The following is a 19,119-nucleotide window of genomic DNA, read 5'->3' as shown; positions in this document are numbered from 1 at the left end:
CCGTCGGTCGGTGTATTAAAACAAACAGCAAACGCATTAAAATAAAAGGAGAAATCAAGATGTCAAACGAAATTCAAAACAGTCGCCGTCGCTTTTTAAGTACTGCGGCCATCACTATAGCCGCTACTCAACTTGGGATATTTGGTTCTGCAATTGCAAAATCAACAACAGGAATCACGACAAATTCAAATGCTTTTAAATCAGGTGCAAATACATCATTTGATAACATTAAACAAATTAAAGCCGGCGTACTGAACATAGGATATGTTGAAGTTGGCCCGGCCAACGGTAAAGTTGTTGTCCTGCTGCATGGCTGGCCTTATGATATCAATAGTTTTGTTGATGTGGCTCCTTTGCTGGTATCTGCAGGTTACCGGGTAATTATCCCGCACTTGCGTGGCCATGGTACTACCCGTTTTCTTTCAGACAATACACCCAGGAACGGCCAGCAGTCTGCCGTAGCTGTAGACATCATCAATTTGATGGACGCGCTTCAGATCAAAAAAGCCATATTCGCCGGTTACGACTGGGGTGGACGGACAGCCTGCATCATCGCGGCCCTGTGGCCAGACCGTTGTGAAGCTCTGGTTTCGGTAAGCGGTTACCTGATGACCAACCTGGAGGCCAGCCAGCATCCCCTGCCGCCAAAAGCCGAATACAGCTGGTGGTATCAATATTACTTCGCCACAGAACGCGGTCGTGAGGGTTATGACAAATATCGTCGTGACTTCGCGAAATTGATCTGGGAAACCGCATCACCAAAATGGAATTTCGACGAAGCTACCTTAAACCGCAGCGCGGCTTCCTTTGAAAATCCAGATTATGTGAGCATTGTGATCCATAATTACCGTTGGAGACTGGGTCTGGCCGAGGGCGAAACCAAATATGATGACCTGGAGAAACAACTGGCAAAAAGCCCTGTTATAACTGTGCCAACCATAACCCTTGAAGGCGATGCCAACGGTGCGCCGCATGCGGAACCTGCATCTTATCGTAACAAATTCTCCGGTAAATATGCGCACCATACTATCACCGGTGGTGTAGGGCATAACCTGCCGCAGGAGGCTCCAAAGGCTTTTGTCGACGCGATCATCGAAGTAGATAGTTATACTAAATAAGCCATGAAATATTCGGGCTTAAAAATGTCTGATTCAGCATGCCCGTTGTCCACTTGCTGTATTTACTGATAGGACAGCGCCCGATATGAGGGTATATTTGAGCAACAATAACAAACAACAATTTAAAAAAACAAAACAATGGAAACCAATAAAATAGATTCACCAGTGAATTCAATCAAAATCATCGAAGATATTACCGATAACAAAATCGAAAAAGTATTATACACTGCCAAAGTACGTACAACAGGTGCCCGCGAGGGTTTTTCGCGCAGCGATGATGGCCGTTTAGATATCAGGCATGCTACTCCCGGTACATCGGCTCCGGGTACTAATCCAGAGCAGTTATTCGCAGCTGGCTGGTCAGCATGTTTTGAAGGCGCAATGGGTATTGCAGCTGCCAAAATGAGAGTAACCCTCCCAGCTGAACTGGCTATTGATGCAGAAGTAGATCTGGGTATTACTTCCGGCGCTTACTTTCTGCAAGCCCGTCTTAATGTAAGTCTGCCAGGTTTAGATCGTGAGGTAGCACAAGCTTTGATAGAAGCTGCTCACCAAACCTGTCCGTATTCGAAATTAACAAAAGGTAATATCAACGTGGTGATCAACCTGGTTTAATACCCCTTTCTAAATAAAAAAGCCTGCCCGAAATAATCGGGCAGGCTTTTTTATGGGTAAATTTCGACTCTATTTAAATATCAATGCTTTCACCTATTGCTGGCAGATGTAGCTCTATGCCTGCTGTTTTAAATTGCTTAATGGCACCGGCTTTATCGATCTTAATAAAGCCGAATGTATCATAATGAACACCCAATACTTTATTGGTTTTAACAAATTGAGCAGCTTCAATCGCTTCTTCTATGCCCATAGTTAAGGCATCGCCTATCGGGAAAACAGCAAAGTCGAGGTCTGCCCATTTAGGGATCAGCGTCATATCTAAAGTAAGACCAGTATCACCGCTGTAATAAAAGTTACCTTCAGGGGTTTTTAAAACAAAGCCGCAAGCTACACCAGCATAAGTTCCATCTGGTAGACTGCTGGAGTGTTGAGCTATAACTGATTTGGCTGTGCCAAAATCAAATACAACCTGACCACCTGGGTTTAAGGGGTGTACATTCTTTACCCCTTGTTTGCTGAAATAAGAGTACAGCTCCCAAATGCCTACCACCATGGCTCCCGTGCGGTTGGCAATGGCCACCACATCAAGCATGTGGTCAAAATGTCCGTGTGATACAAATATGTAATCTGCTGGTATGGTATTGATATCAATGTCTTTGGCTAATTCATTCCCTGTAATAAAGGGGTCAAATAAAATGTGTTTGCCACCAGCAACTACCGAGAAGCAGGAGTGGCCGTAATACGTAATTTTCATAGGGTGTTTTTATGTAATGATAATTAATTTAAAGTAATGATCCCGGCACTTGCCTGTGGCAAAAACCGGCTGTAATCGTAAATGATATAAGCGTGTTTGCTCATAGTTTCGCCTACCTGAAGCGGGCCTTGCATCATTTTTTGAAGGAACAGGTTGGGTTTGGAGGTATCACTGATACCTGGATTAAATGTTTTTTCGAAATTAGCTGGCAAGGGTAGGTTGGGTATATTGTTTTTACTGGTATAAAGATTTGAAGGGCTGAAATTAAGTGAGGGTTTGAGCATATCCGCATAACCAATATGAGGTGAATAGAAGTGCCAGCCCGAGCGTATATTAGTGCTGAATGACACGGCTTCTTCTGTGCACTTCAATTCCTTTGCAGAACCATATGATGTTTGGGCATAAGCGCCGATACTCAGAAACGATGCTACCGCTATTAAAAGTAACTTTTTCATGAATAAGATATTTTACTGTACTGTTTATAATAATAATCCCAGCTCTCTTTTGAGGAGCTGGGATTTGTTTATGCGGATAGTCGCATAGTATCCTCATCGGTTGGCTGATTGCTTTTGCTCTTTCTCCCTGCAACGCTGATCATAGCGCAATCCTGCGGGTTATTTTCAAATGGAGCCCTTGTGAGGAACGACATAGAGAATAACGATATGATAGAGATTAATAATCTACTTTGTCTATACTTTTCTGTGCTGTTCATAATATATTACTTTTAACGTTGGTATTGCTGTTTAGGTTGGCCCGGGTTGCAGTTAAAACTTCGCCGGTAGTTGTATTTTGGATAAAGCCAACTACCTCCCAGTTTTGTGGGTTAAAACCCAGAGGAGCTTTAATAGTGCTTGTCCCTTTTTTATCTGAATTTAAGTTGACGGTTTGCAGCTGGCGTACTATCTGTGCATGTGCTAAGGTCCGGCCGCTGTTTTCACCAGCCGCTACTTTGCTGATAGCCGATTTTTGTACAAGGGCTATCAATAAGCGGTCCGTTGCCGAACCGCCGGTTACCTGGTAATTGATGGCCAGCTTATCTTTATCCTGCTGAACCTGTAAGGCAACACCTGCCGATGCTGTGCTTGCCAATGCCCCCGAAATAGCATTGCGGAGAGCTGGTTCATCCGATCCTATGCATTCGGCTTTTCCGTTAATAACAACCTGTGGGGTGTAAATTTGAGGGTTATTGAGCCATTGGCCGTAAGCAACCTGCCGTTTGGAGAATTCGGCATTGCTGAATACATCTTTCCAGCCCAGGCGGTTCCAGTAATCAACGTGATAGGCCAGCACATAAACGGGTTTATCTTTTGATTCTTTTTGAATTTTGGCCAAGAGGTCGTCGGCAGCCGGACAGCTGGAGCAGCCTTCGGATGTAAACAATTCCAGCAAGGCGAATCCTTTTCCGGTAACCGGGGGATTGTCTTTTTTAGGAGAGGCTGTTGACGGATCGATCAAAGCTGCCACTATCAATAAGGATGCTATTGCACCCGTGCAAAAAGTTAAAATTTTGAGAGTTTTCATATCTTCTGATTTTTTTAATTACCTCAAAAGTATTCTCCTAACAGCTGCTTGTTTAGTGTAAAAAGGCTCAGTTAGTCATAATCCCGGTCCGATTGGACATTTATGAACTCCAAAATATTGGGCTTACCGTTGTATTTTACCTGTTCTCGAGCCAGTTTAAAAAAACAGGGGCTTTCTCTTTATTAATCAGCAATTTCTCGGGTGTGGGGATGGTAAGCTTTACAAATAGCTTACGCATAAAGTAATGTTCCACTTCTTTTATCGCGTTAAAGTTCACAATATACTGCCTGTTTAATCTGAAGAACTGTACGGGTGATAATAAGCTGATCACCTGGTCAAGCGATTGACTTAAAGAATACTCCTGTTGATCAAAACACATGATGGATGTAGCCTCATTCCGGATATAAAAGAAAGCGATGCTATCGGTAGATACGGTGGTGTATTTGTTCTGCTTAAATACCAGGAAACTCTTTTTGCCGGCCGGTGGTGCAATCTGCGATAACAAATTACCCAGATCGGGCATAATGCTCTGCTGGAAAAAGTTTTTAAGCTCATCAACCTTTTTAAAAGCATCGGTGATATCGGTTTTTGAAAATGGTTTCAGCACATAATCCACACTGTTGGCTTTAAATGCTTCCAGCGAATACTCATCAAACGCTGTACAAAAAATAATAGGGCAGGTGATCTTAACGGATTTGAAAATTTCAAAACAAAGGCCATCCGAAAGTTGGATGTCCATAAATATCAGGTCGGGCTGCTTGTTTTCAGTCAGATACTTTATGGAGCTTTCAATACTTTGCAGCTGTGTTATCACTTTTGCCTGCGGCCTAACCTCGGCTATCATATTTTCCAATGAGCGGGCCGCTTTTAATTCGTCTTCAATGATGATAATGTTCATGTATTACCGGGAGTTTTATTTTGAATATTTTATTATCGTTTATGATCTCTATTTTTTTATCTAAGAGGTGGCTATAACGCAGGTTGATATTTTTAAGACCAACACCCAATGATGATTCCTCATTTCTTTTAGGTTGTACCTGATTTTCCATAACTAAGCTATCGTTCTCCTCATAAAATTTGATATGTAGCGGGCGCTCCAATGACACGACGTTATGCTTAATGCAGTTTTCTATCAGCAATTGTAAAGTAAACGGGGGGATTAGGGTGCCAAAATATTTTTCATCGATGGTATTGGTGAAAGTAAAACCATCCTCAAACCGGGCCTTTAATAAAAAATTGTAAGCTTCCACTATTTCCAGCTCTTCCGATAAATGGATCAGATCCAGCTTACGGCTTTCCAGTGTGAAGCGATAAAAGTTAGACAGTTTCAGAATAAAATCTACCGAATTTTTATCATTAGTTTCAACCATCGCTTTCAACGTATTTAGGCTGTTGAATAAAAAGTGGGGGTTAATTTGTTGTTTCAATAATTCATATTGCGCCCCCAGGTTGTCGGACTTGGTGCGCTCCAGCTCGATACTAACCTGTTGGTTTTTGTAGTTTTGATACATGAGGTGTATGAACATATAAAAAACAAGGTTAATGAGTATACCTCGCACTTCAACCATCAACATTACCGGTCCGAAGTTGATGTGCGATAATATGAGCTGCTGTATGGACGCCAAAGCCAGCATGACCCCAATACCAATCAACAAGCTGCTCATGAGCCGGTAGTAAGAAAAGCTCCTGTTTGAACGATTAGTAACCGGGTTTCCGCGCAGCGTGTATATATTATAATACCATACAAAAAGGGCAAATAAACCGGTAATCGCGGAGTTTACAGCAGCTTCTGCCGGGTTGAAATGCCGCTCGGCAATTTGCGGGACGGATGACAATAAACCCAGAAATATTGAACTGACCCATATGATCCCGGGAGATATTTTAAAGCTTGTATTTTTCATTTAGAATCAATTGTTTTACGGGAATGCAAATGGATGTAAGGCAAAGATAAAGTAAATTATCGCCTTCATTATCCCGGTTATATTGCTAAGTTACAACCCAGGCAGAGAGTTACTTATCTGTTTGTGGCTGAGTTAGACATTTTACATCTTCAACCAGACTATTGCAGCCGTGAATATTTAGGGCAATGAGCGTTATTCACAAACTTTTAAACGCACATAGTTGATATGGATCATTCGCCTCGCCATGTACACAACTGAGCCAATTCTGCTGAGCCACTATTTCCGAACAGGGGCCATAGGTAAAAATCTTGATGGCTCTTTTTAGGGATTCTTTTTGCAATATTTCCAGTACGGTTTGTAGGATCTCTCCTTCAAAAGGTGTATACAAAAAGAATACCGTGCCCCGAGAGTAATCTGCCTGCCGGGCGTCTATATTGATGAATTCAACATGGGATAAGTTGAGTTGCGACGCACAGGCTTTAGCGTAATTGCAGTAAGCCGGTTCATATTCAACTCCTTTGGCTACCACCCCGCTGATCAGATTCACCAGAATTGCTACCTGCCCCAAGCCTGATCCTAAATCAAAAAAGACATCCTCCTGCCTTAAGTCGGCAAGTTCCACTATCTCGAATATTATTCTGGCGGGTGTTTTTTGATAAAATACCATTTCGGGTTCCCGCTCCATGGTAGCTTCAGGAATGACCTGGTCAGATAAAAGCCCGTTGATAAAATCATCCAGGTTGTCATAACCGATGTTATCTGCCGGACTAACGTCGTGTTCAAAATATTGATCAATAGCTTTTCTGAAAGATGCTCCGGTATACATGCCGGTTCTGATCTTTTCCCGGAGTTGTTTAAACAGGTTGCTATCTATTTTTTCCAGCTCGGATTTTACCTTTTCTGCGCGCTGTTGCAGTATATTTAATTCTTCTGTCTGTTCCGGGTTTTGCAGCAGTCCTTCAATCCGGTCAAGGATGTGGAAATCAATAAAGTCGATAGCATTTGCCCGGCTGTTAAAATTGATTTCCTGGTAGATCGCCTCGTCTTGTTCTATTGCTTGTATGTCGGCTTGTATTTCTGCTAAAACCATTATTGATTGTGTACCGATAGTGTTACCATCCAAAATTGATAGTTTTTTTAAGATCCGGGTGCAGGCTTACAGATACCGGGCAGGTTGCCGCTGCCAATTCGAGGATCTTTTTTTCCTGATCGGTATACTCCATTGGGAATTTAAAATCGAGGATGATCTCTGCTACCCTGCGTGGGTTTGGTGCCATAACTTTGGAAACATCGCATTTAGTATTATCCATATTGATACCATGCGAACGCGCAGCCAAAGCCATTACGGTTAAAACACAGCCGGCTAATGATTCGGCAAGCAGGTCTGTTGGGGAAAAGCCCTCACCTTTTCCATGATTGTCAGTTGGCGCGTCGGTAATGAGTTTAGAGCCCGATTGCAGGTGGATCGCTTCAGTCTTTAAATCACCAATATACGTTGTTGAAATAGTTGCCATACGGTTAATAATTATTATAAGTGAAGTTAATGTTTTTGGAAACGCGATTTAAACAGGTTTGATCAACTACCTAAAAACTGGTATAAATAATTCCAAAAATACTGGTATTTCCATTGATGTATTTATGAAATAGTTTTGTATAGTAATTAATGATGTGTAAGATATCCCTATAACCTCAACACATCTAAGGGAACTATGTAAAGTTTACCAGCATTTATCAAATAATCTATACAAGCATTAACCAAACCAATCCGTCATGAAAAATCTTATCGTTTTAATTTTGCTCACTGTACTTACAGGGATATCTACAGTGAAAGCACAGAGTATTATCGACAAAGCAAATAACTTACTTAACAAGGCCGATAACGCGACAAATACCGCGGGCAGAGCCGGTTCCACAACCGACAAAGTTTTCGGGATCTTTAAAAAGAAAAAGAAAGTTGATACAGCTGCACCCGCACCTGTTAACGCGCTTTCAGGATATAAAACGGTTATTACTATTAAAGGTATCACCATGGAAAACCTCCGGAAACTGAATACCAATGTAAAAGCCTGCGCCGGGGTTGATAGCACTAAAATGAAATTTAGCGGTACTGGTTCTATTATTTTAGTGGCTCATGCCAAAGGTAGTACAGAAGATCTGTTAACTGCCCTGGAGAAAACTTCCAAAACCATATTTACTGACAAGAATATAGAAGGTATGGAGGATGGGAAAATAGATATTGCCCTTGCTAAACCGTAAGCGATTGATCTTGCCGGGACGTAAATAATAGGGGTATTTTTATTGGTCGGTTTTTATATAAAAGCTCTGCGTGTTGCAGAGCTTTTTGTTTTGCTGATGGTTCAAACTACCGGTATATTCCTATTTTTTGGAGCCAGGCTTTAAAGTATTTTGGCCATTCCTGCTCAGGAGAACCGGGGGCGCCCATGCCCCAGCCATGCCCGCCGATGGGGAAGAGGTGTATTTCGGTTGGTACCTGATGATCTTGTAATGCCGTGTACATTAAATGGCTATTCTGCACATTGGAGATAGGATCATCCTCTGCCTGGGCCAGGAAGGTTGGTGGTGTTTTCTGGGTAATATGCAGCTGCACCGAGTAGCGTTTTTGAGCTTCCCTGTCGGGATGTTTGCCTATAATCTCTTTTTCTGAATGCGTATGATCATATGGGGGCAGCATGGTTATCACCGGGTAAAGCAGTGCGGCGAAATCCGGACGGGCGGGTACAAGATCAGTTTTATCAACAGGAGTATAGAATTGCTGATCAAATGTGGTTGCCGTCATCCCGGCAAGGTGACCGCCTGCCGAAAAGCCCATGACCCCGATACGGTGCGGATCATATCCATATTTTTTTGATAGGCTCCTGATGATACGCATGGCCCGTTGCCCGTCTTCAAAAGGTACATTGGCATTAGCCCAGCCTTCGCCGGGTAAACGATAGATAAGCTCAAATGCTGTAATTCCCTCAGACTGCAGCCAGTTAGCAGCCGGGGTGCTTTCTTTCCCGGCTTCCAGATGAGCGTAGCCGCCACCGCTGATCACCAGTATGGCTATTCCGTTAGGATGCTCTGGCTTGTGAACAATTAACCTGGGCGCAGAAATGTTGGTGTAGGAACCCTTCGCGCTTATATTTTCAGGCCCTTGCGGACCCGGGCCATCCGGAGGCGTACCCCGCCAAAGCGGGATCTCTTCTGTTTGGGCAGCGCTTTGAGCAATGGCTATATTTTTGTTAAACAGAAGCAGTATAACTGTAAAAACGCTGATAAAAAGAGATATATTGGATTTTATGTGCTTATTCATTGTTAAAAAATACGGGTAATTATTTCTTTTTGGTCGATTGAGTAGCGGCTTCAATAATTAATTTGGCTACATCCTGGGGATGAGATTCAAATACGGAGTGACTGGCGCCTGCTATCTCCACAGTGTGGCTATGGGCCCGTTTAGCATACATCCGTTCCAGGTCGGGGTTGATGATCCTGTCAGACTTGGCTACCATATACCAGCTTGGTTTTACTTTCCAGGCAGGGTTTGCTATAATGGCATGAAACACAACATCAGCTGTAGGCATCTGTGAATTGGCCATGAACTCCGCTTGTTCTTTTGGAAGATCTGCAGAAAAATCAGCATAAAATTTAGCGGGATCGATATAATCAAAGCCATCCGCGCCCTTTTGAAGTGATTTATAGGCCGATGGATAAAGCTTGCCATTACCGGCTTCGCTTTCGCCGTTATCAGGAGCATGAGCGGCAATGTATACCAATCCTGCAACCTTAGGGTCATTCCCGGCAGTGGTGATAATGGCTCCGCCATAACTGTGGGCCACTAAAATACAAGGTCCGTTTTGCTGGGCGATAATTCTTTTAACGGCAGCAACGTCGCCCTCAAATGTAGTTAAGGGCTGTTGCACAACGGTTACGTGATAGCCTTTTTTAACCAGTATATTATAAACAGGTTTCCACCCGGAGCCATCTACAAAGGCACCATGTACAAGTACTATGTTTTTAATGTTTGGGCTATTGCTGATGGATGGAGGTAAGCTGGTTGATTTATTGATGGTATAAGCATTTGAAATTGAACCTGAAAATATGCTAAAGGCTAAGGCTGCTATGCCGAGTTTGATGGAGGTTTTCATAGGGGTTATTAAATATGATGTATAGGAGAGACGGGTAGCTTAAAAAATTGTTATCTAATTTAAGCTTTATGATGGTAAGATGATAATGCTCATCAGTTTTATATCTGCGCCAATCCGCCGGCCTGTCCCAAAAAAATACCCGGGGACAATTGTTCCCGGGTATTTTTAATATGTGTTATGATGTCCTTTCAGGAGGCCTTGAAGGAACGAAAGTGGGTTAACATAAATTCATCGTATTATCTTATAAAAATAATATAATTATTTGATTATCAATTATATATATTTATGTAAACCCAAAAAAGTGTAAACCATGTAAACCCACTTTTCGTCAATAGGTAACCGTTAATGAAGGTTGATTACTGGATGCTTCCCGGCTGTTAAGGGTTATATCATTGGTTGAGCTATTGGCACCGTTGTTTTTCAATAAGAAGGAGACAATATGATCTGACTTCGCCAACTGTGCGTTGATGGCATTGCTAACATTCAGGGTATAAGTACCTACGCCGGTAACCACTATTTGTCCAACATAAGTAGTATCTGTTGGGGCATTATTCCAATTGATGGATGTTTCGCCCCAGTTTTCGGTTTGTGTGGTATATACCGAGATGGTACGGGTAGGGGCTGTATTGACACCGTTAACATATAAGCTCAATGTAGCTGCTTGCACGCTTGATGCGGGTATTGCACTAAGATCAAATTTCTCATAGGCTTTCCGGGCGTAACCCACAGCATCTGATTTCACCACGGTATAAGTTAAAGTGCCATAGTTGGTAGTAGCGTAACTGCCATCCCTCACGTAAGCATCGGCGGTGGCATTCAAAGTGCTTGTTGTTCCTGTGGAGATGTGCTGGTAAAAACCTATATCCGGCGCTCCGGCAGGTAAAGCAGTGCCATAAAAATCAATACCTCCATTGCTCCCCATAACTGTTCCCATGTTAATACAAGGTGAAGTTGATTGCAGATTAAAGTTGGTGGTAGTACCGGAAATAGCACTTACAAATTTGGGATCTGAATACACGCTCCCCGACATTGTTCCCGTTGCCGGACCGTTAACAGACGTCATGGATTGCGGATAAAAACAGTTGTTGCGGAAAAGGCAATTAGCACTTGTGCCGTTTTGTGAAAATTTGGCTACTGTACCTGTGCAATAAACAATGTTGTTACTGAATTCGGTAGTATTACTCGTGTTATTAAAATCGTTATAAAATAATTGTGCAACATTACCGGTTATATAAAACGTGTTGTTGTAAATTTTAATATTCGTATGACTTCCGGGGTCGTAGAAAAATAATCTATTTCCGTCTCCTACATCATTTACACTAATATTATAACGTACTATTACATTGCTAATGCCGTGCATAAATAGCATAAAGCCCCTTTTGTTATCGTGCGTATAATTATATTCAAAAATGTCGCCGTTAACGCCCAGGTCTGCGTCAAAAGGCTCACCATCATTTGCACCACCACCTGTGATGCCAGATATTTCGTTGTGTGCCACTAAGGTGCCCACGCTGTTGGAGGTCCACATACCTGCATAGTTGTAGGTATTGGTATTATAGCATAAATTCCGGCCAATGTTCCTGGTAATAGCCGAATTGGTATTGACGCCGTTTAATACAATGCCATCGCCATAAACATTCTCTATCAAATTACTGTCAATTACGATGTGAGAACAGGTTCCACCCGTATTCCTGATACCCTCTACAGTTACATCTTTTACGTGACAACCTTTTATGAGTACCTCGCTATTATTCCCCCCAACTATTATTCCCCCTGTTCCTTTGTTAAATAGGGTCGTATTAGATTCAGTGGTATAAGAGTTGACATCATGCACAAAACAATTCAAAATTTGTACATTGGTAAAAGCGGTAGAAGTAGCAGTCTTAATATGAATGCCATATAACCTGGATGTACCACCAGCTGCCTGCTTGTTGGTAACTTCTAAATTTTTTATTTGCCAATAAGATTGACCGATTAATTTAACTGCCCCGGTTGTATCGGCACCCGACCCATTAATTACGGGTTTGTTACCTGCACCATACATATCAATAACAATAGGGCTGCCGGAACTGCCCGATCCTTTTGGCAAAAGCTGCCCGGCCCAGGTACCACCGGCTTTAAACAGGATCTGGTCGCCGGGTAAAAAGGTTTGGGTATTTACTTTGCTGATGCTTTGCCATGCGGTGGCTGTGCTTTGCCCATTGTTACTGTCGTTACCCGCCGGGTCTACATAATAAGTTGTTCCGGTTGAGTGGGTATTCTTTACCGGGGTTTTTGACGCGCCGGTGTCGGTAGGTACCCGGTTGATAGATTTGTTGCAGGATGCAAATAGTGCAATTGCCAATACAGGCAATAAGATGAATGCTTTTCTCATTTTGATGGTTTTGGTTAAATAATCGGTTGCGAGCAGTGAGGGGCACTGATCATAACAAAGCTCGATGCTTTGAGAAAAAACAAGGGGTAAAATCCTGAAGTAATAGGGGCAATATTATAAAAGCGATAAATTCTTGTGAATTATCGATTTAAAGAAGGGAGATAAGGACGATATCCGGCTGAATTATTCAAGCACCGATCCGTTCACATCGGTAGAAAGAACTTCGCTCATGTAATCCAGAAAGGGGCGCATGTTTTTAAATGTATCATTTACCTGATCCACAAAATGCGGGTCTAAAACCTCGGCATCTGTAAAGCGTTTCCTCAGCACGAATTGTTTATAACGTAACAGATCAATGGCTTCATGAGCAGCATCAAAGCCTTTGGGCGTTGTTTTTAACTGCTCACCCTCCAGCGTTTCAAATGCCGAAATAAATGTAGGGTCATTCAATATCTTTCTGAGCGGGGTGGCATCAAAGGCTATATCTTCCCTGATCAGTTTCAGGTCCTGCGGGTTTGGCCCCCAGAAACCACCGCCAACAAAGCTGTTACCCGGCTCAATATGAAAGTAATATCCTCCCCTGCGATATTTAGTAGCACGTTTAAAACTACCCGACCAGTGTATTTTGTAAGGAGTTTTATCGGTGGAAAAGCGGGTATCTCTGTAAATGCGGTAAAGGCTCTTTTTGCCGGAAACGGTTTCTATCAGATCATGGGTGTTCATTTTCTGCAACAAGGCCTCGGCAAAAATCTGCAGATGGCCTTGCTCTTTTTCAAAGTCGGCTTTATGCAGGTTGAACCACTCCCGGTTGTTGTTCAGTTTCAACGCGTTTAAAAAATCAAAGCTCGATTGCGGTATCTGCGGTAGTTGTTTCATAGGATATTAAGGCATCTGAAAATTAAGGAACCCGATGCAAATATACCAGGGTTAAAAAAAGCCGTGTCATCCCAATAACAAAAAAGCCCCGAAATATTCGGGGCTTTTGATAAACCTGTAAGCTTATTTGGTGGTGAAATAACTGATGCCCGGCGGGTTAAAATATATTTCAGGTAACAGGCTGTTAGGATCAGTTGGTTTGGTTGGCCTTGCAGTGGCTTTTAAAGTAATGCCGGTTGTGCCAACCACGTAATCGGCATACAAACCGTTAGCCATAATGGTATAGTACCTGCCCGGCGCCATGTTGATAGCTTTGGTAACAGCACCAACCTTGGTACTTGTACCTGCCAGGTACAGCTGGAAGGTGTACCCGGTAGTGCCCACTGCATTAGCATCTATAGGTAAAAAATCGGTTAATGTATTTGCTGTAATGCTGGTAAAGGGTGTTAATGTAGTGGCCGTGGTAGCACCTGCGGCTGTGTAAACGCCTGTTACATCAAGTGCTGGACTGTTGGGTATAAAATTGCCAAACCGCACGTAGATCTTGGTCATATCGGCGGTAGGGAACTTATCCTCCACAAATATGGAACCTGGTTTATCCGGATAGCCAATGGTAAACAAGGAATAAGTACCCCGTTCGGCAAGCGATGAGGTTAGGCTCACAACGGTTGTGTTGGGTGCTGCGGTTTGAGGGCTCACCAATGCCGGTACCGGGGTCGAAGTTGCAATTTTAATGGTTGCATTGCCCGAGGCCACCAACGCATAATTAACCGATGTACCGCCCGGATAAAGACCGCCAAATTGCGTAGCGGTGTTAAAAGCCGCCGGATAAGTGATACCCGTGATGATCGACGTGGGTTTTAAATTATCGGTTAACCCCACGTTTTGCTGCGGACTTATCTTTTTTTCGTTCACATACTCATCAACAGCAGGCAGGCCGGGGATAGCTTGTATAAACCTCAGTTGTGCACCCGTTGCCGGTTGAGATATCTGGGTGATGGTATTTTTTTTACAACCTGTGATCATGATCAAAAACAGGCATGTAATGATATAAAAGTTCCTTTTCATAATGTCTTTTTTTGAAATAATTAAGGTAAAATAAACCATGGCTTTTTAGTATGATAGTCCGGGTCAAGGGCGCCAAAACTCTTGAGGGCTGGTACGTTCCAGATATACTCTGAGTTATAGCGCGGTCGTACCACATAAACCTGCTTGCCCCCGTTGTCCGGATAAAGCGTGCCCGGTTTACTAAAGCCCTGGAAAATATTGGTATCGTAATTATAACGACGCTCATCGGCCCAGGCTTCCAGTGATCCCCATACAAACAGCGAGATGAATTTTTGCTGCATGATATCGGCCAGGGTTAGGTCAGCGGCGCTTTGCTTAACACATGGCCCACTCATATAAGCAGCTATGGCGGCGGCAGATATAAACCTTTGGGTGCCGGTAAGTGATGCGGCCTGAGGCGGATTACTTACAAAATCCAAACTGGCATTTACCCCATTGATATAGGCGGCATAAGCACCACTTAGGTCGCCTTTTTTAAATAAGGCCTCGGCTTTAAAGAATTGTACTTCGCCATAAGTCATTAATACGCCACGTGAGTTATCATTATAAATGTATCGCTGGGCATTAGGTGTTGCAGTTGGATAACTGGTTACGCCATTCCCAAACAAATAAGGTATAAGGGTAGTGGCATCTGAGGCATTAGGATCACCATTGGTGCCTATAACGCCGCGGTATACTTTATCCTTGCTTTGCGATATCAATTGTTTTATACGAGGATCTAAAGTAGTATCCTGTGTGGTAGAACCGGTAAAGATACGACCATCCAGCAAGCGAACTATAAAGTCTGATTGTTTGTACGGGCCGATATTACCCCTTGATGGTCCCCAGAAATTGGAATCACCAGATTGTGAACCTTTACATTCCACACTGGCATTATCCGCGTTGCTCACGAACGAGCTGTCGGCATATTTCTTTACGTTATCGGCATTAAATGAGGCTTTGTTGCTTAGATGCAGCGCGTTCTGGGCCAGTATAGCATAAATAAATTTGATCCATTTGCTGCGGTCGCCATAATACATATAATCGCCTTTAGCCAGCGTAGGCGATATGGTCTGGTTATCGGTTTTAATAGCCAGGTTCATGTAATTTAAGGCCAGCTGGCAATCCTTTACCACTTCGGCATAAACAACAGAACCGTCATCATAATCAAAGGTAAGGCGTGTAGGGTCAAAGGCTTCTTTTACGATCATGTGGTCATACAGATCGCCGCCGGTCTGGAAACCCCAGGCCCGCAGCGCGTAGCCTACGGCCACATAGTCCCATTTCTTTTTGGGGATAGCATCCTGCCATAAAAGGGTGATGTTTTGCCCCAGGCTAAAATAAACCGTGCGCCACATCTCGCCATTGGAGTCAGACGCGGGCAAATAGCCTTCTTCGTCCCAAACATTGTTGGCCGTGGCCGATCCCCATACCTGGGCATACTGGCCTATATAACGGCTATCGTACCAAACACCGCGGGCCATACCTGCCTGAATTGGCGGCAACAGGGCCGATGCATCAGCCGTGACCGGTGCGTTGGGGTTGGTATTTACATCTATATATTTTTTACAACTGCTTGCCGAAAACAGCGCAAGCATTGTAAGTAAGGAATATTTAAAACTTTTCATGTTGTCTTCTTTTTATAACTTCACTTTTAAACCTAAAGAAATTACCCTCGGCGTAGGTACGGTACCATAATCAAAGCCGGCAGCGCCTGTTCCTAAAGTGGAGGAGTTGGTGCCGTTTACGTCAGGATCTGCCCCGGAATAATTAGTGATCATAAACACATCGGTAGCGGTTACAAACACACTGGCCGATTTAAATACGCTCTGACGTTTTAATAATGATTGTGGTAACCGGTAGCTTAACGTAATATCCTTTAACCTTACCCAGTTGATATTGTGCTCAATAAAATCGGCATCAATGGCATTGGCATAATAGTTATTCTGGGTGTTGGGTGTAACCTGGATGTTGTTAACGGTAGGGTTAGCTGAGTTCTCGTTGCCATCTTTCAACACGCCCGGTACAATAATTGGGGTCATGCGGTTCAGCGTACGAACGCTTAAGCCATAACGGGTCATGAAAAGCTCGTTACCGTTAAATACATCCCCGCCTTTACGTATATCGAACAGGAAATTCAAGTCAAGATCTTTAAATGTAAAATGGTTACCCAGGCCTATACTGAATTTTGGCTGCCTGTCGCCTGCTACGCCAAAGGTTACGTTGCTGATAGGTATGCCGCTGGTGGGGTCGATCAGGACCTGGCCGGCTTTGTTGCGGGCATAACCGTAAGCCGCGATATTGGTGGTACTGCTGCCCGGGAAGATACTCGAACGCACGTTGGAGTAGATCCAGGTATCGGAATTATAATACTCCGGCAAACCACCCAGGCTCACTACTTTGCCGCGGGCCGCGGTGAAGTTTAATAATATATCCCAGTTAAAGTTTTTTGATTTAACAGGCGCGCCGGTTAAGGATACTTCAAAACCGTGGTTTTTTACTTCGCCACCATTAAGGTATTCCAGTATATATCCCGATGCATAGCTGATGCGGGGGTTAAAGATCTGGTTGGTTGCCTTTACCTCATAATAGCTGATATCGGCACCTAAACGACCGTTAAAAAATTGAAACTCGGCACCCAGGTCAAGCTCTTTGTCACGCTCGGGCCTGAGGTTGGGGTTGTTGCCGGTAACATCATAAGCAAAGCCGCCGCCTGTAGTGGTTTGTTGTAATAAGGTCGACCGTATTTTGTATGGAGCAGCAGGGTCTTTACCTACTTCGGCATAGGATGCCCTTATTTTACCGAATGATAATATGGGGTTATCCTTTAAGCCCGGCAGTTCGGTAAATATAAAACCAAGACCTACCGATGGATAAAAATAATGATCCTGTTGTGTGCCGGACAGTTTGGACGAATATTCCTCACGCGCAGTAGCATTCAGGGTTAATATTTCTTTATACACTAAACCCAGCCTGGCGATACCGGAAAGGTAACGCACTTTTTTTACATAGTCCGATGAGCGCTGTGTGGTTGGTGTAGTATTGTTGATGTTGTTAAAATCGGGCTGGATGAATTTTTCGCCGTAGTAACCATTCACCTCATCCGAGTTGGAAATGGCTTCGGCGCCAACCGCCAGTGTGGTTTTAAAATCGCCAAACTGTTTTTTACCGGTAGCGAAGAATGAACCGTTGATTTGCAGGTTGCCATCGTTATAATTGTCAATGATACCTCCGGTAGCAATACCGCTGGTGGCCGCGAAGCTGTTTAGCGGCGAGTTCTGATACGATGAGCTGTACTGGCTCACAAAGTTATTACCTGCCGTGGCGGCATAATCAACACCGGCCAGAGCCCTGAAATTAAGCCAGGAAGTAGCATCAAAAGATAGGTCGATATTACCTATCATTCGGTTGGTTTTATCACGGCTGATGTTGTTATGGGCATCCCAAATTGGATTATCAAAATCAACCGTGGCATCCGATGTAATATTTGATCCGCTTGCCGGTAATATCAGTCTGCGGGTACCATCGGGATTCAGGTAATTGCGCACATCATCATTGGTGGGCCATGCCAGCGCATCGATATAAGTACCGGAGTTGCCTTTGTTCAGTTTACGGTTATCGATATTAAAATAGTTGAACGAAGCGCTACTGGTTAATTTGGAGGAGATTTTTGACGTGCCCGAAAAACGCAGCGAAATCTTATCGTTATAAGCTACCGGCAGTACACCCGTAGTGTTCCGGATAGAGGCTGAAAGCCGGTAAGTAGTGATCTCGTTACCACCTTCAAAAGCCAGGTTATTAATAACGGTGTGGCCGGTTTGCATAATATCCTGCAGGTTATTATAGGTTTGCGTGCCTGGCGCATAGGCCGGACCGAACAGCGTGCGTACAACACCGCTGCTGCTGCCGTTTTGACCCACACCATAAACCGTTTGAATTTTAGGGAAACGATAGGCGGTAGCAAAGCCAAAGTCATTATCATAAGTAACGGTACCCGGGCCTGCGTGGCCTTTCCGGGTAGTGATCACAATGGCACCACCCGAAGCCGATGATCCGTATACCGCTGCCGCGTCCGCGCCTTTTAATACGGTAACCGTTTCGATATCGTCTGGATTGATATCCGCGATACGGTTGGTAAAATCCTCGCGTCGGTTATCGCCATTTGATGCCAGCGAGCTTTGGTCAACCGCATCATTGCTTACCCGGATACCATCAACAACAAACAGGGGGCTGTTTGAACCGCCGATGGAGTTTAAACCACGTAATACAATGGACGATGATGCTCCCGGGTTACCGCTGGTACTGGTAACCGTAGCGCCGGCCACACGACCCTGTAGGGCATTGATAAAGTTTTCGCGCTGGGTTTGCTGAATGGCTTCGCCCTTAACAGTTTGTACCGGCGAGGTAGAATAACGCTTGTCAGCCTTTACACCAAAACCTACAGTAATAGGCACTTCCTTTAACATGGTGGCATCCGACTGGAGCGCTATGTTCACCACGGTGACCGTACCAACGGTTCTTTCCTGGGCTTTCATCCCTATAAAAGAATAGACGATAACCTGGCCGGGACTTGCACTGATGGCATAGGAGCCTTTTGAATCGGACTGGGTACCGGTGTTGGTTCCTTTAATTTTTACGGATACCCCGGGTAATGGACTTCCATCATCCGCCGAGGTGATTTTTCCGGTAATGCTTTGCACTTGCGCCATGGTTTTTAGGGCACAACAACATAATACCAGGAAAAAAAAGAGTAAACTTTTTTTCATAC

The 19,119-nt window shown here is 43.8% G+C and carries 18 protein-coding genes; 3 read left to right on the top strand and 15 right to left on the bottom strand.

What is annotated here, in order from left to right:
* Positions 1 to 59: 59 nt before the first annotated feature.
* Positions 60 to 1,118 carry an alpha/beta fold hydrolase gene (locus AC57BQ_RS18835; RefSeq protein ID WP_496407734.1) on the top strand — a complete coding sequence of 353 codons (1,059 nt, stop codon included), beginning with the start codon at positions 60 to 62 and terminating at the stop codon, positions 1,116 to 1,118.
* Positions 1,119 to 1,256: 138 nt separating this feature from the next.
* Positions 1,257 to 1,733 carry an organic hydroperoxide resistance protein gene (locus AC57BQ_RS18830; protein WP_496407733.1) on the top strand — a complete coding sequence of 159 codons (477 nt, stop codon included), beginning with the start codon at positions 1,257 to 1,259 and terminating at the stop codon, positions 1,731 to 1,733.
* A gap of 73 nt (positions 1,734 to 1,806) precedes the next feature.
* Here the strand turns inward: AC57BQ_RS18830 and AC57BQ_RS18825 are convergent, their stop codons facing one another.
* The 8 genes from AC57BQ_RS18825 to AC57BQ_RS18790 all read right to left on the bottom strand — a co-directional run bounded on the left by AC57BQ_RS18825 (position 1,807) and on the right by AC57BQ_RS18790 (position 7,423).
* A complete protein-coding gene (locus tag AC57BQ_RS18825) occupies positions 1,807 to 2,487 on the bottom strand; it encodes a metal-dependent hydrolase (RefSeq protein ID WP_496407732.1) in 681 nt (226 codons plus the stop codon).
* A gap of 23 nt (positions 2,488 to 2,510) precedes the next feature.
* Positions 2,511 to 2,942 (bottom strand): hypothetical protein, encoded by a 432-nt coding sequence (locus tag AC57BQ_RS18820; protein WP_496407731.1) that lies wholly within the window; start codon positions 2,940 to 2,942, stop codon positions 2,511 to 2,513.
* Between the two features lie 68 nt (positions 2,943 to 3,010).
* The gene (locus AC57BQ_RS18815; protein WP_496407730.1) at positions 3,011 to 3,199 is read right to left on the bottom strand and encodes a hypothetical protein; all 189 of its coding nucleotides are present in this window, start codon (positions 3,197 to 3,199) and stop codon (positions 3,011 to 3,013) included.
* On the bottom strand, positions 3,196 to 4,008 hold the full coding sequence (locus AC57BQ_RS18810; protein ID WP_496407729.1) for a DUF1223 domain-containing protein: 813 nt from the start codon (positions 4,006 to 4,008) through the stop codon (positions 3,196 to 3,198). The genes AC57BQ_RS18815 and AC57BQ_RS18810 overlap by 4 nt, the downstream gene beginning before the upstream one ends.
* A 136-nt stretch (positions 4,009 to 4,144) precedes the next feature.
* Positions 4,145 to 4,906 (bottom strand): LytR/AlgR family response regulator transcription factor, encoded by a 762-nt coding sequence (locus AC57BQ_RS18805; protein WP_496407728.1) that lies wholly within the window; start codon positions 4,904 to 4,906, stop codon positions 4,145 to 4,147.
* Positions 4,887 to 5,909, bottom strand: coding sequence for a sensor histidine kinase (locus AC57BQ_RS18800; RefSeq protein WP_496407727.1), 1,023 nt, complete (start codon positions 5,907 to 5,909; stop codon positions 4,887 to 4,889). The genes AC57BQ_RS18805 and AC57BQ_RS18800 overlap by 20 nt, the downstream gene beginning before the upstream one ends.
* 196 nt (positions 5,910 to 6,105) lie before the next feature.
* A complete protein-coding gene (locus AC57BQ_RS18795; protein ID WP_496407726.1) occupies positions 6,106 to 6,999 on the bottom strand; it encodes a hypothetical protein in 894 nt (297 codons plus the stop codon).
* A 22-nt stretch (positions 7,000 to 7,021) separates the two neighbouring features.
* Positions 7,022 to 7,423: an OsmC family protein gene (locus tag AC57BQ_RS18790; RefSeq protein ID WP_496407725.1), complete on the bottom strand. Its 402-nt coding sequence runs from the start codon at positions 7,421 to 7,423 to the stop codon at positions 7,022 to 7,024.
* A gap of 256 nt (positions 7,424 to 7,679) precedes the next feature.
* Here AC57BQ_RS18790 and AC57BQ_RS18785 point away from each other — a divergent pair, with 256 nt between their 5' ends.
* Positions 7,680 to 8,165, top strand: coding sequence for a hypothetical protein (locus tag AC57BQ_RS18785; protein ID WP_496407724.1), 486 nt, complete (start codon positions 7,680 to 7,682; stop codon positions 8,163 to 8,165).
* A gap of 106 nt (positions 8,166 to 8,271) precedes the next feature.
* Here the strand turns inward: AC57BQ_RS18785 and AC57BQ_RS18780 are convergent, their stop codons facing one another.
* The 7 genes from AC57BQ_RS18780 to AC57BQ_RS18750 all read right to left on the bottom strand — a co-directional run bounded on the left by AC57BQ_RS18780 (position 8,272) and on the right by AC57BQ_RS18750 (position 19,117).
* Positions 8,272 to 9,222, bottom strand: coding sequence for an alpha/beta hydrolase (locus AC57BQ_RS18780; RefSeq protein ID WP_496407723.1), 951 nt, complete (start codon positions 9,220 to 9,222; stop codon positions 8,272 to 8,274).
* A 19-nt stretch (positions 9,223 to 9,241) separates the two neighbouring features.
* Complete coding sequence (locus AC57BQ_RS18775; protein ID WP_496407722.1) at positions 9,242 to 10,054, bottom strand: alpha/beta hydrolase; 813 nt, start codon at positions 10,052 to 10,054, stop codon at positions 9,242 to 9,244.
* Positions 10,055 to 10,382: 328 nt separating this feature from the next.
* A complete protein-coding gene (locus AC57BQ_RS18770) occupies positions 10,383 to 12,428 on the bottom strand; it encodes a CBM96 family carbohydrate-binding protein (RefSeq protein ID WP_496407721.1) in 2,046 nt (681 codons plus the stop codon).
* Positions 12,429 to 12,611: 183 nt separating this feature from the next.
* Positions 12,612 to 13,304: a DUF2461 domain-containing protein gene (locus AC57BQ_RS18765; RefSeq protein WP_496407720.1), complete on the bottom strand. Its 693-nt coding sequence runs from the start codon at positions 13,302 to 13,304 to the stop codon at positions 12,612 to 12,614.
* Positions 13,305 to 13,427: 123 nt separating this feature from the next.
* Positions 13,428 to 14,372 carry a DUF4397 domain-containing protein gene (locus tag AC57BQ_RS18760; protein WP_496407719.1) on the bottom strand — a complete coding sequence of 315 codons (945 nt, stop codon included), beginning with the start codon at positions 14,370 to 14,372 and terminating at the stop codon, positions 13,428 to 13,430.
* Between the two features lie 20 nt (positions 14,373 to 14,392).
* On the bottom strand, positions 14,393 to 15,979 hold the full coding sequence (locus tag AC57BQ_RS18755) for a SusD/RagB family nutrient-binding outer membrane lipoprotein (RefSeq protein WP_496407718.1): 1,587 nt from the start codon (positions 15,977 to 15,979) through the stop codon (positions 14,393 to 14,395).
* Positions 15,980 to 15,991: 12 nt separating this feature from the next.
* Positions 15,992 to 19,117 (bottom strand): SusC/RagA family TonB-linked outer membrane protein, encoded by a 3,126-nt coding sequence (locus tag AC57BQ_RS18750; protein ID WP_496407717.1) that lies wholly within the window; start codon positions 19,115 to 19,117, stop codon positions 15,992 to 15,994.
* Positions 19,118 to 19,119: the final 2 nt, after the last annotated feature.

The organism is Mucilaginibacter sp. BGA-UO-ETr-C110 (assembly GCF_059567985.1).
This window is presented reverse-complemented; position numbering and strand designations above follow the sequence as displayed.

Bases quoted from the DNA above. Each gene is read 5' to 3' on its own strand.
- AC57BQ_RS18835 (WP_496407734.1), top strand. From the start codon at position 60: ATGTCAAACGAAATTCAAAACAGTCGCCGTCGCTTTTTAAGTACTGCG.
- AC57BQ_RS18830 (WP_496407733.1), top strand. From the start codon at position 1,257: ATGGAAACCAATAAAATAGATTCACCAGTGAATTCAATCAAAATCATC.
- AC57BQ_RS18825 (WP_496407732.1), bottom strand. From the start codon at position 2,487: ATGAAAATTACGTATTACGGCCACTCCTGCTTCTCGGTAGTTGCTGGT.
- AC57BQ_RS18820 (WP_496407731.1), bottom strand. From the start codon at position 2,942: ATGAAAAAGTTACTTTTAATAGCGGTAGCATCGTTTCTGAGTATCGGC.
- AC57BQ_RS18815 (WP_496407730.1), bottom strand. From the start codon at position 3,199: ATGAACAGCACAGAAAAGTATAGACAAAGTAGATTATTAATCTCTATC.
- AC57BQ_RS18810 (WP_496407729.1), bottom strand. From the start codon at position 4,008: ATGAAAACTCTCAAAATTTTAACTTTTTGCACGGGTGCAATAGCATCC.
- AC57BQ_RS18805 (WP_496407728.1), bottom strand. From the start codon at position 4,906: ATGAACATTATCATCATTGAAGACGAATTAAAAGCGGCCCGCTCATTG.
- AC57BQ_RS18800 (WP_496407727.1), bottom strand. From the start codon at position 5,909: ATGAAAAATACAAGCTTTAAAATATCTCCCGGGATCATATGGGTCAGT.
- AC57BQ_RS18795 (WP_496407726.1), bottom strand. From the start codon at position 6,999: ATGGTTTTAGCAGAAATACAAGCCGACATACAAGCAATAGAACAAGAC.
- AC57BQ_RS18790 (WP_496407725.1), bottom strand. From the start codon at position 7,423: ATGGCAACTATTTCAACAACGTATATTGGTGATTTAAAGACTGAAGCG.
- AC57BQ_RS18785 (WP_496407724.1), top strand. From the start codon at position 7,680: ATGAAAAATCTTATCGTTTTAATTTTGCTCACTGTACTTACAGGGATA.
- AC57BQ_RS18780 (WP_496407723.1), bottom strand. From the start codon at position 9,222: ATGAATAAGCACATAAAATCCAATATATCTCTTTTTATCAGCGTTTTT.
- AC57BQ_RS18775 (WP_496407722.1), bottom strand. From the start codon at position 10,054: ATGAAAACCTCCATCAAACTCGGCATAGCAGCCTTAGCCTTTAGCATA.
- AC57BQ_RS18770 (WP_496407721.1), bottom strand. From the start codon at position 12,428: ATGAGAAAAGCATTCATCTTATTGCCTGTATTGGCAATTGCACTATTT.
- AC57BQ_RS18765 (WP_496407720.1), bottom strand. From the start codon at position 13,304: ATGAAACAACTACCGCAGATACCGCAATCGAGCTTTGATTTTTTAAAC.
- AC57BQ_RS18760 (WP_496407719.1), bottom strand. From the start codon at position 14,372: ATGAAAAGGAACTTTTATATCATTACATGCCTGTTTTTGATCATGATC.
- AC57BQ_RS18755 (WP_496407718.1), bottom strand. From the start codon at position 15,979: ATGAAAAGTTTTAAATATTCCTTACTTACAATGCTTGCGCTGTTTTCG.
- AC57BQ_RS18750 (WP_496407717.1), bottom strand. From the start codon at position 19,117: ATGAAAAAAAGTTTACTCTTTTTTTTCCTGGTATTATGTTGTTGTGCC.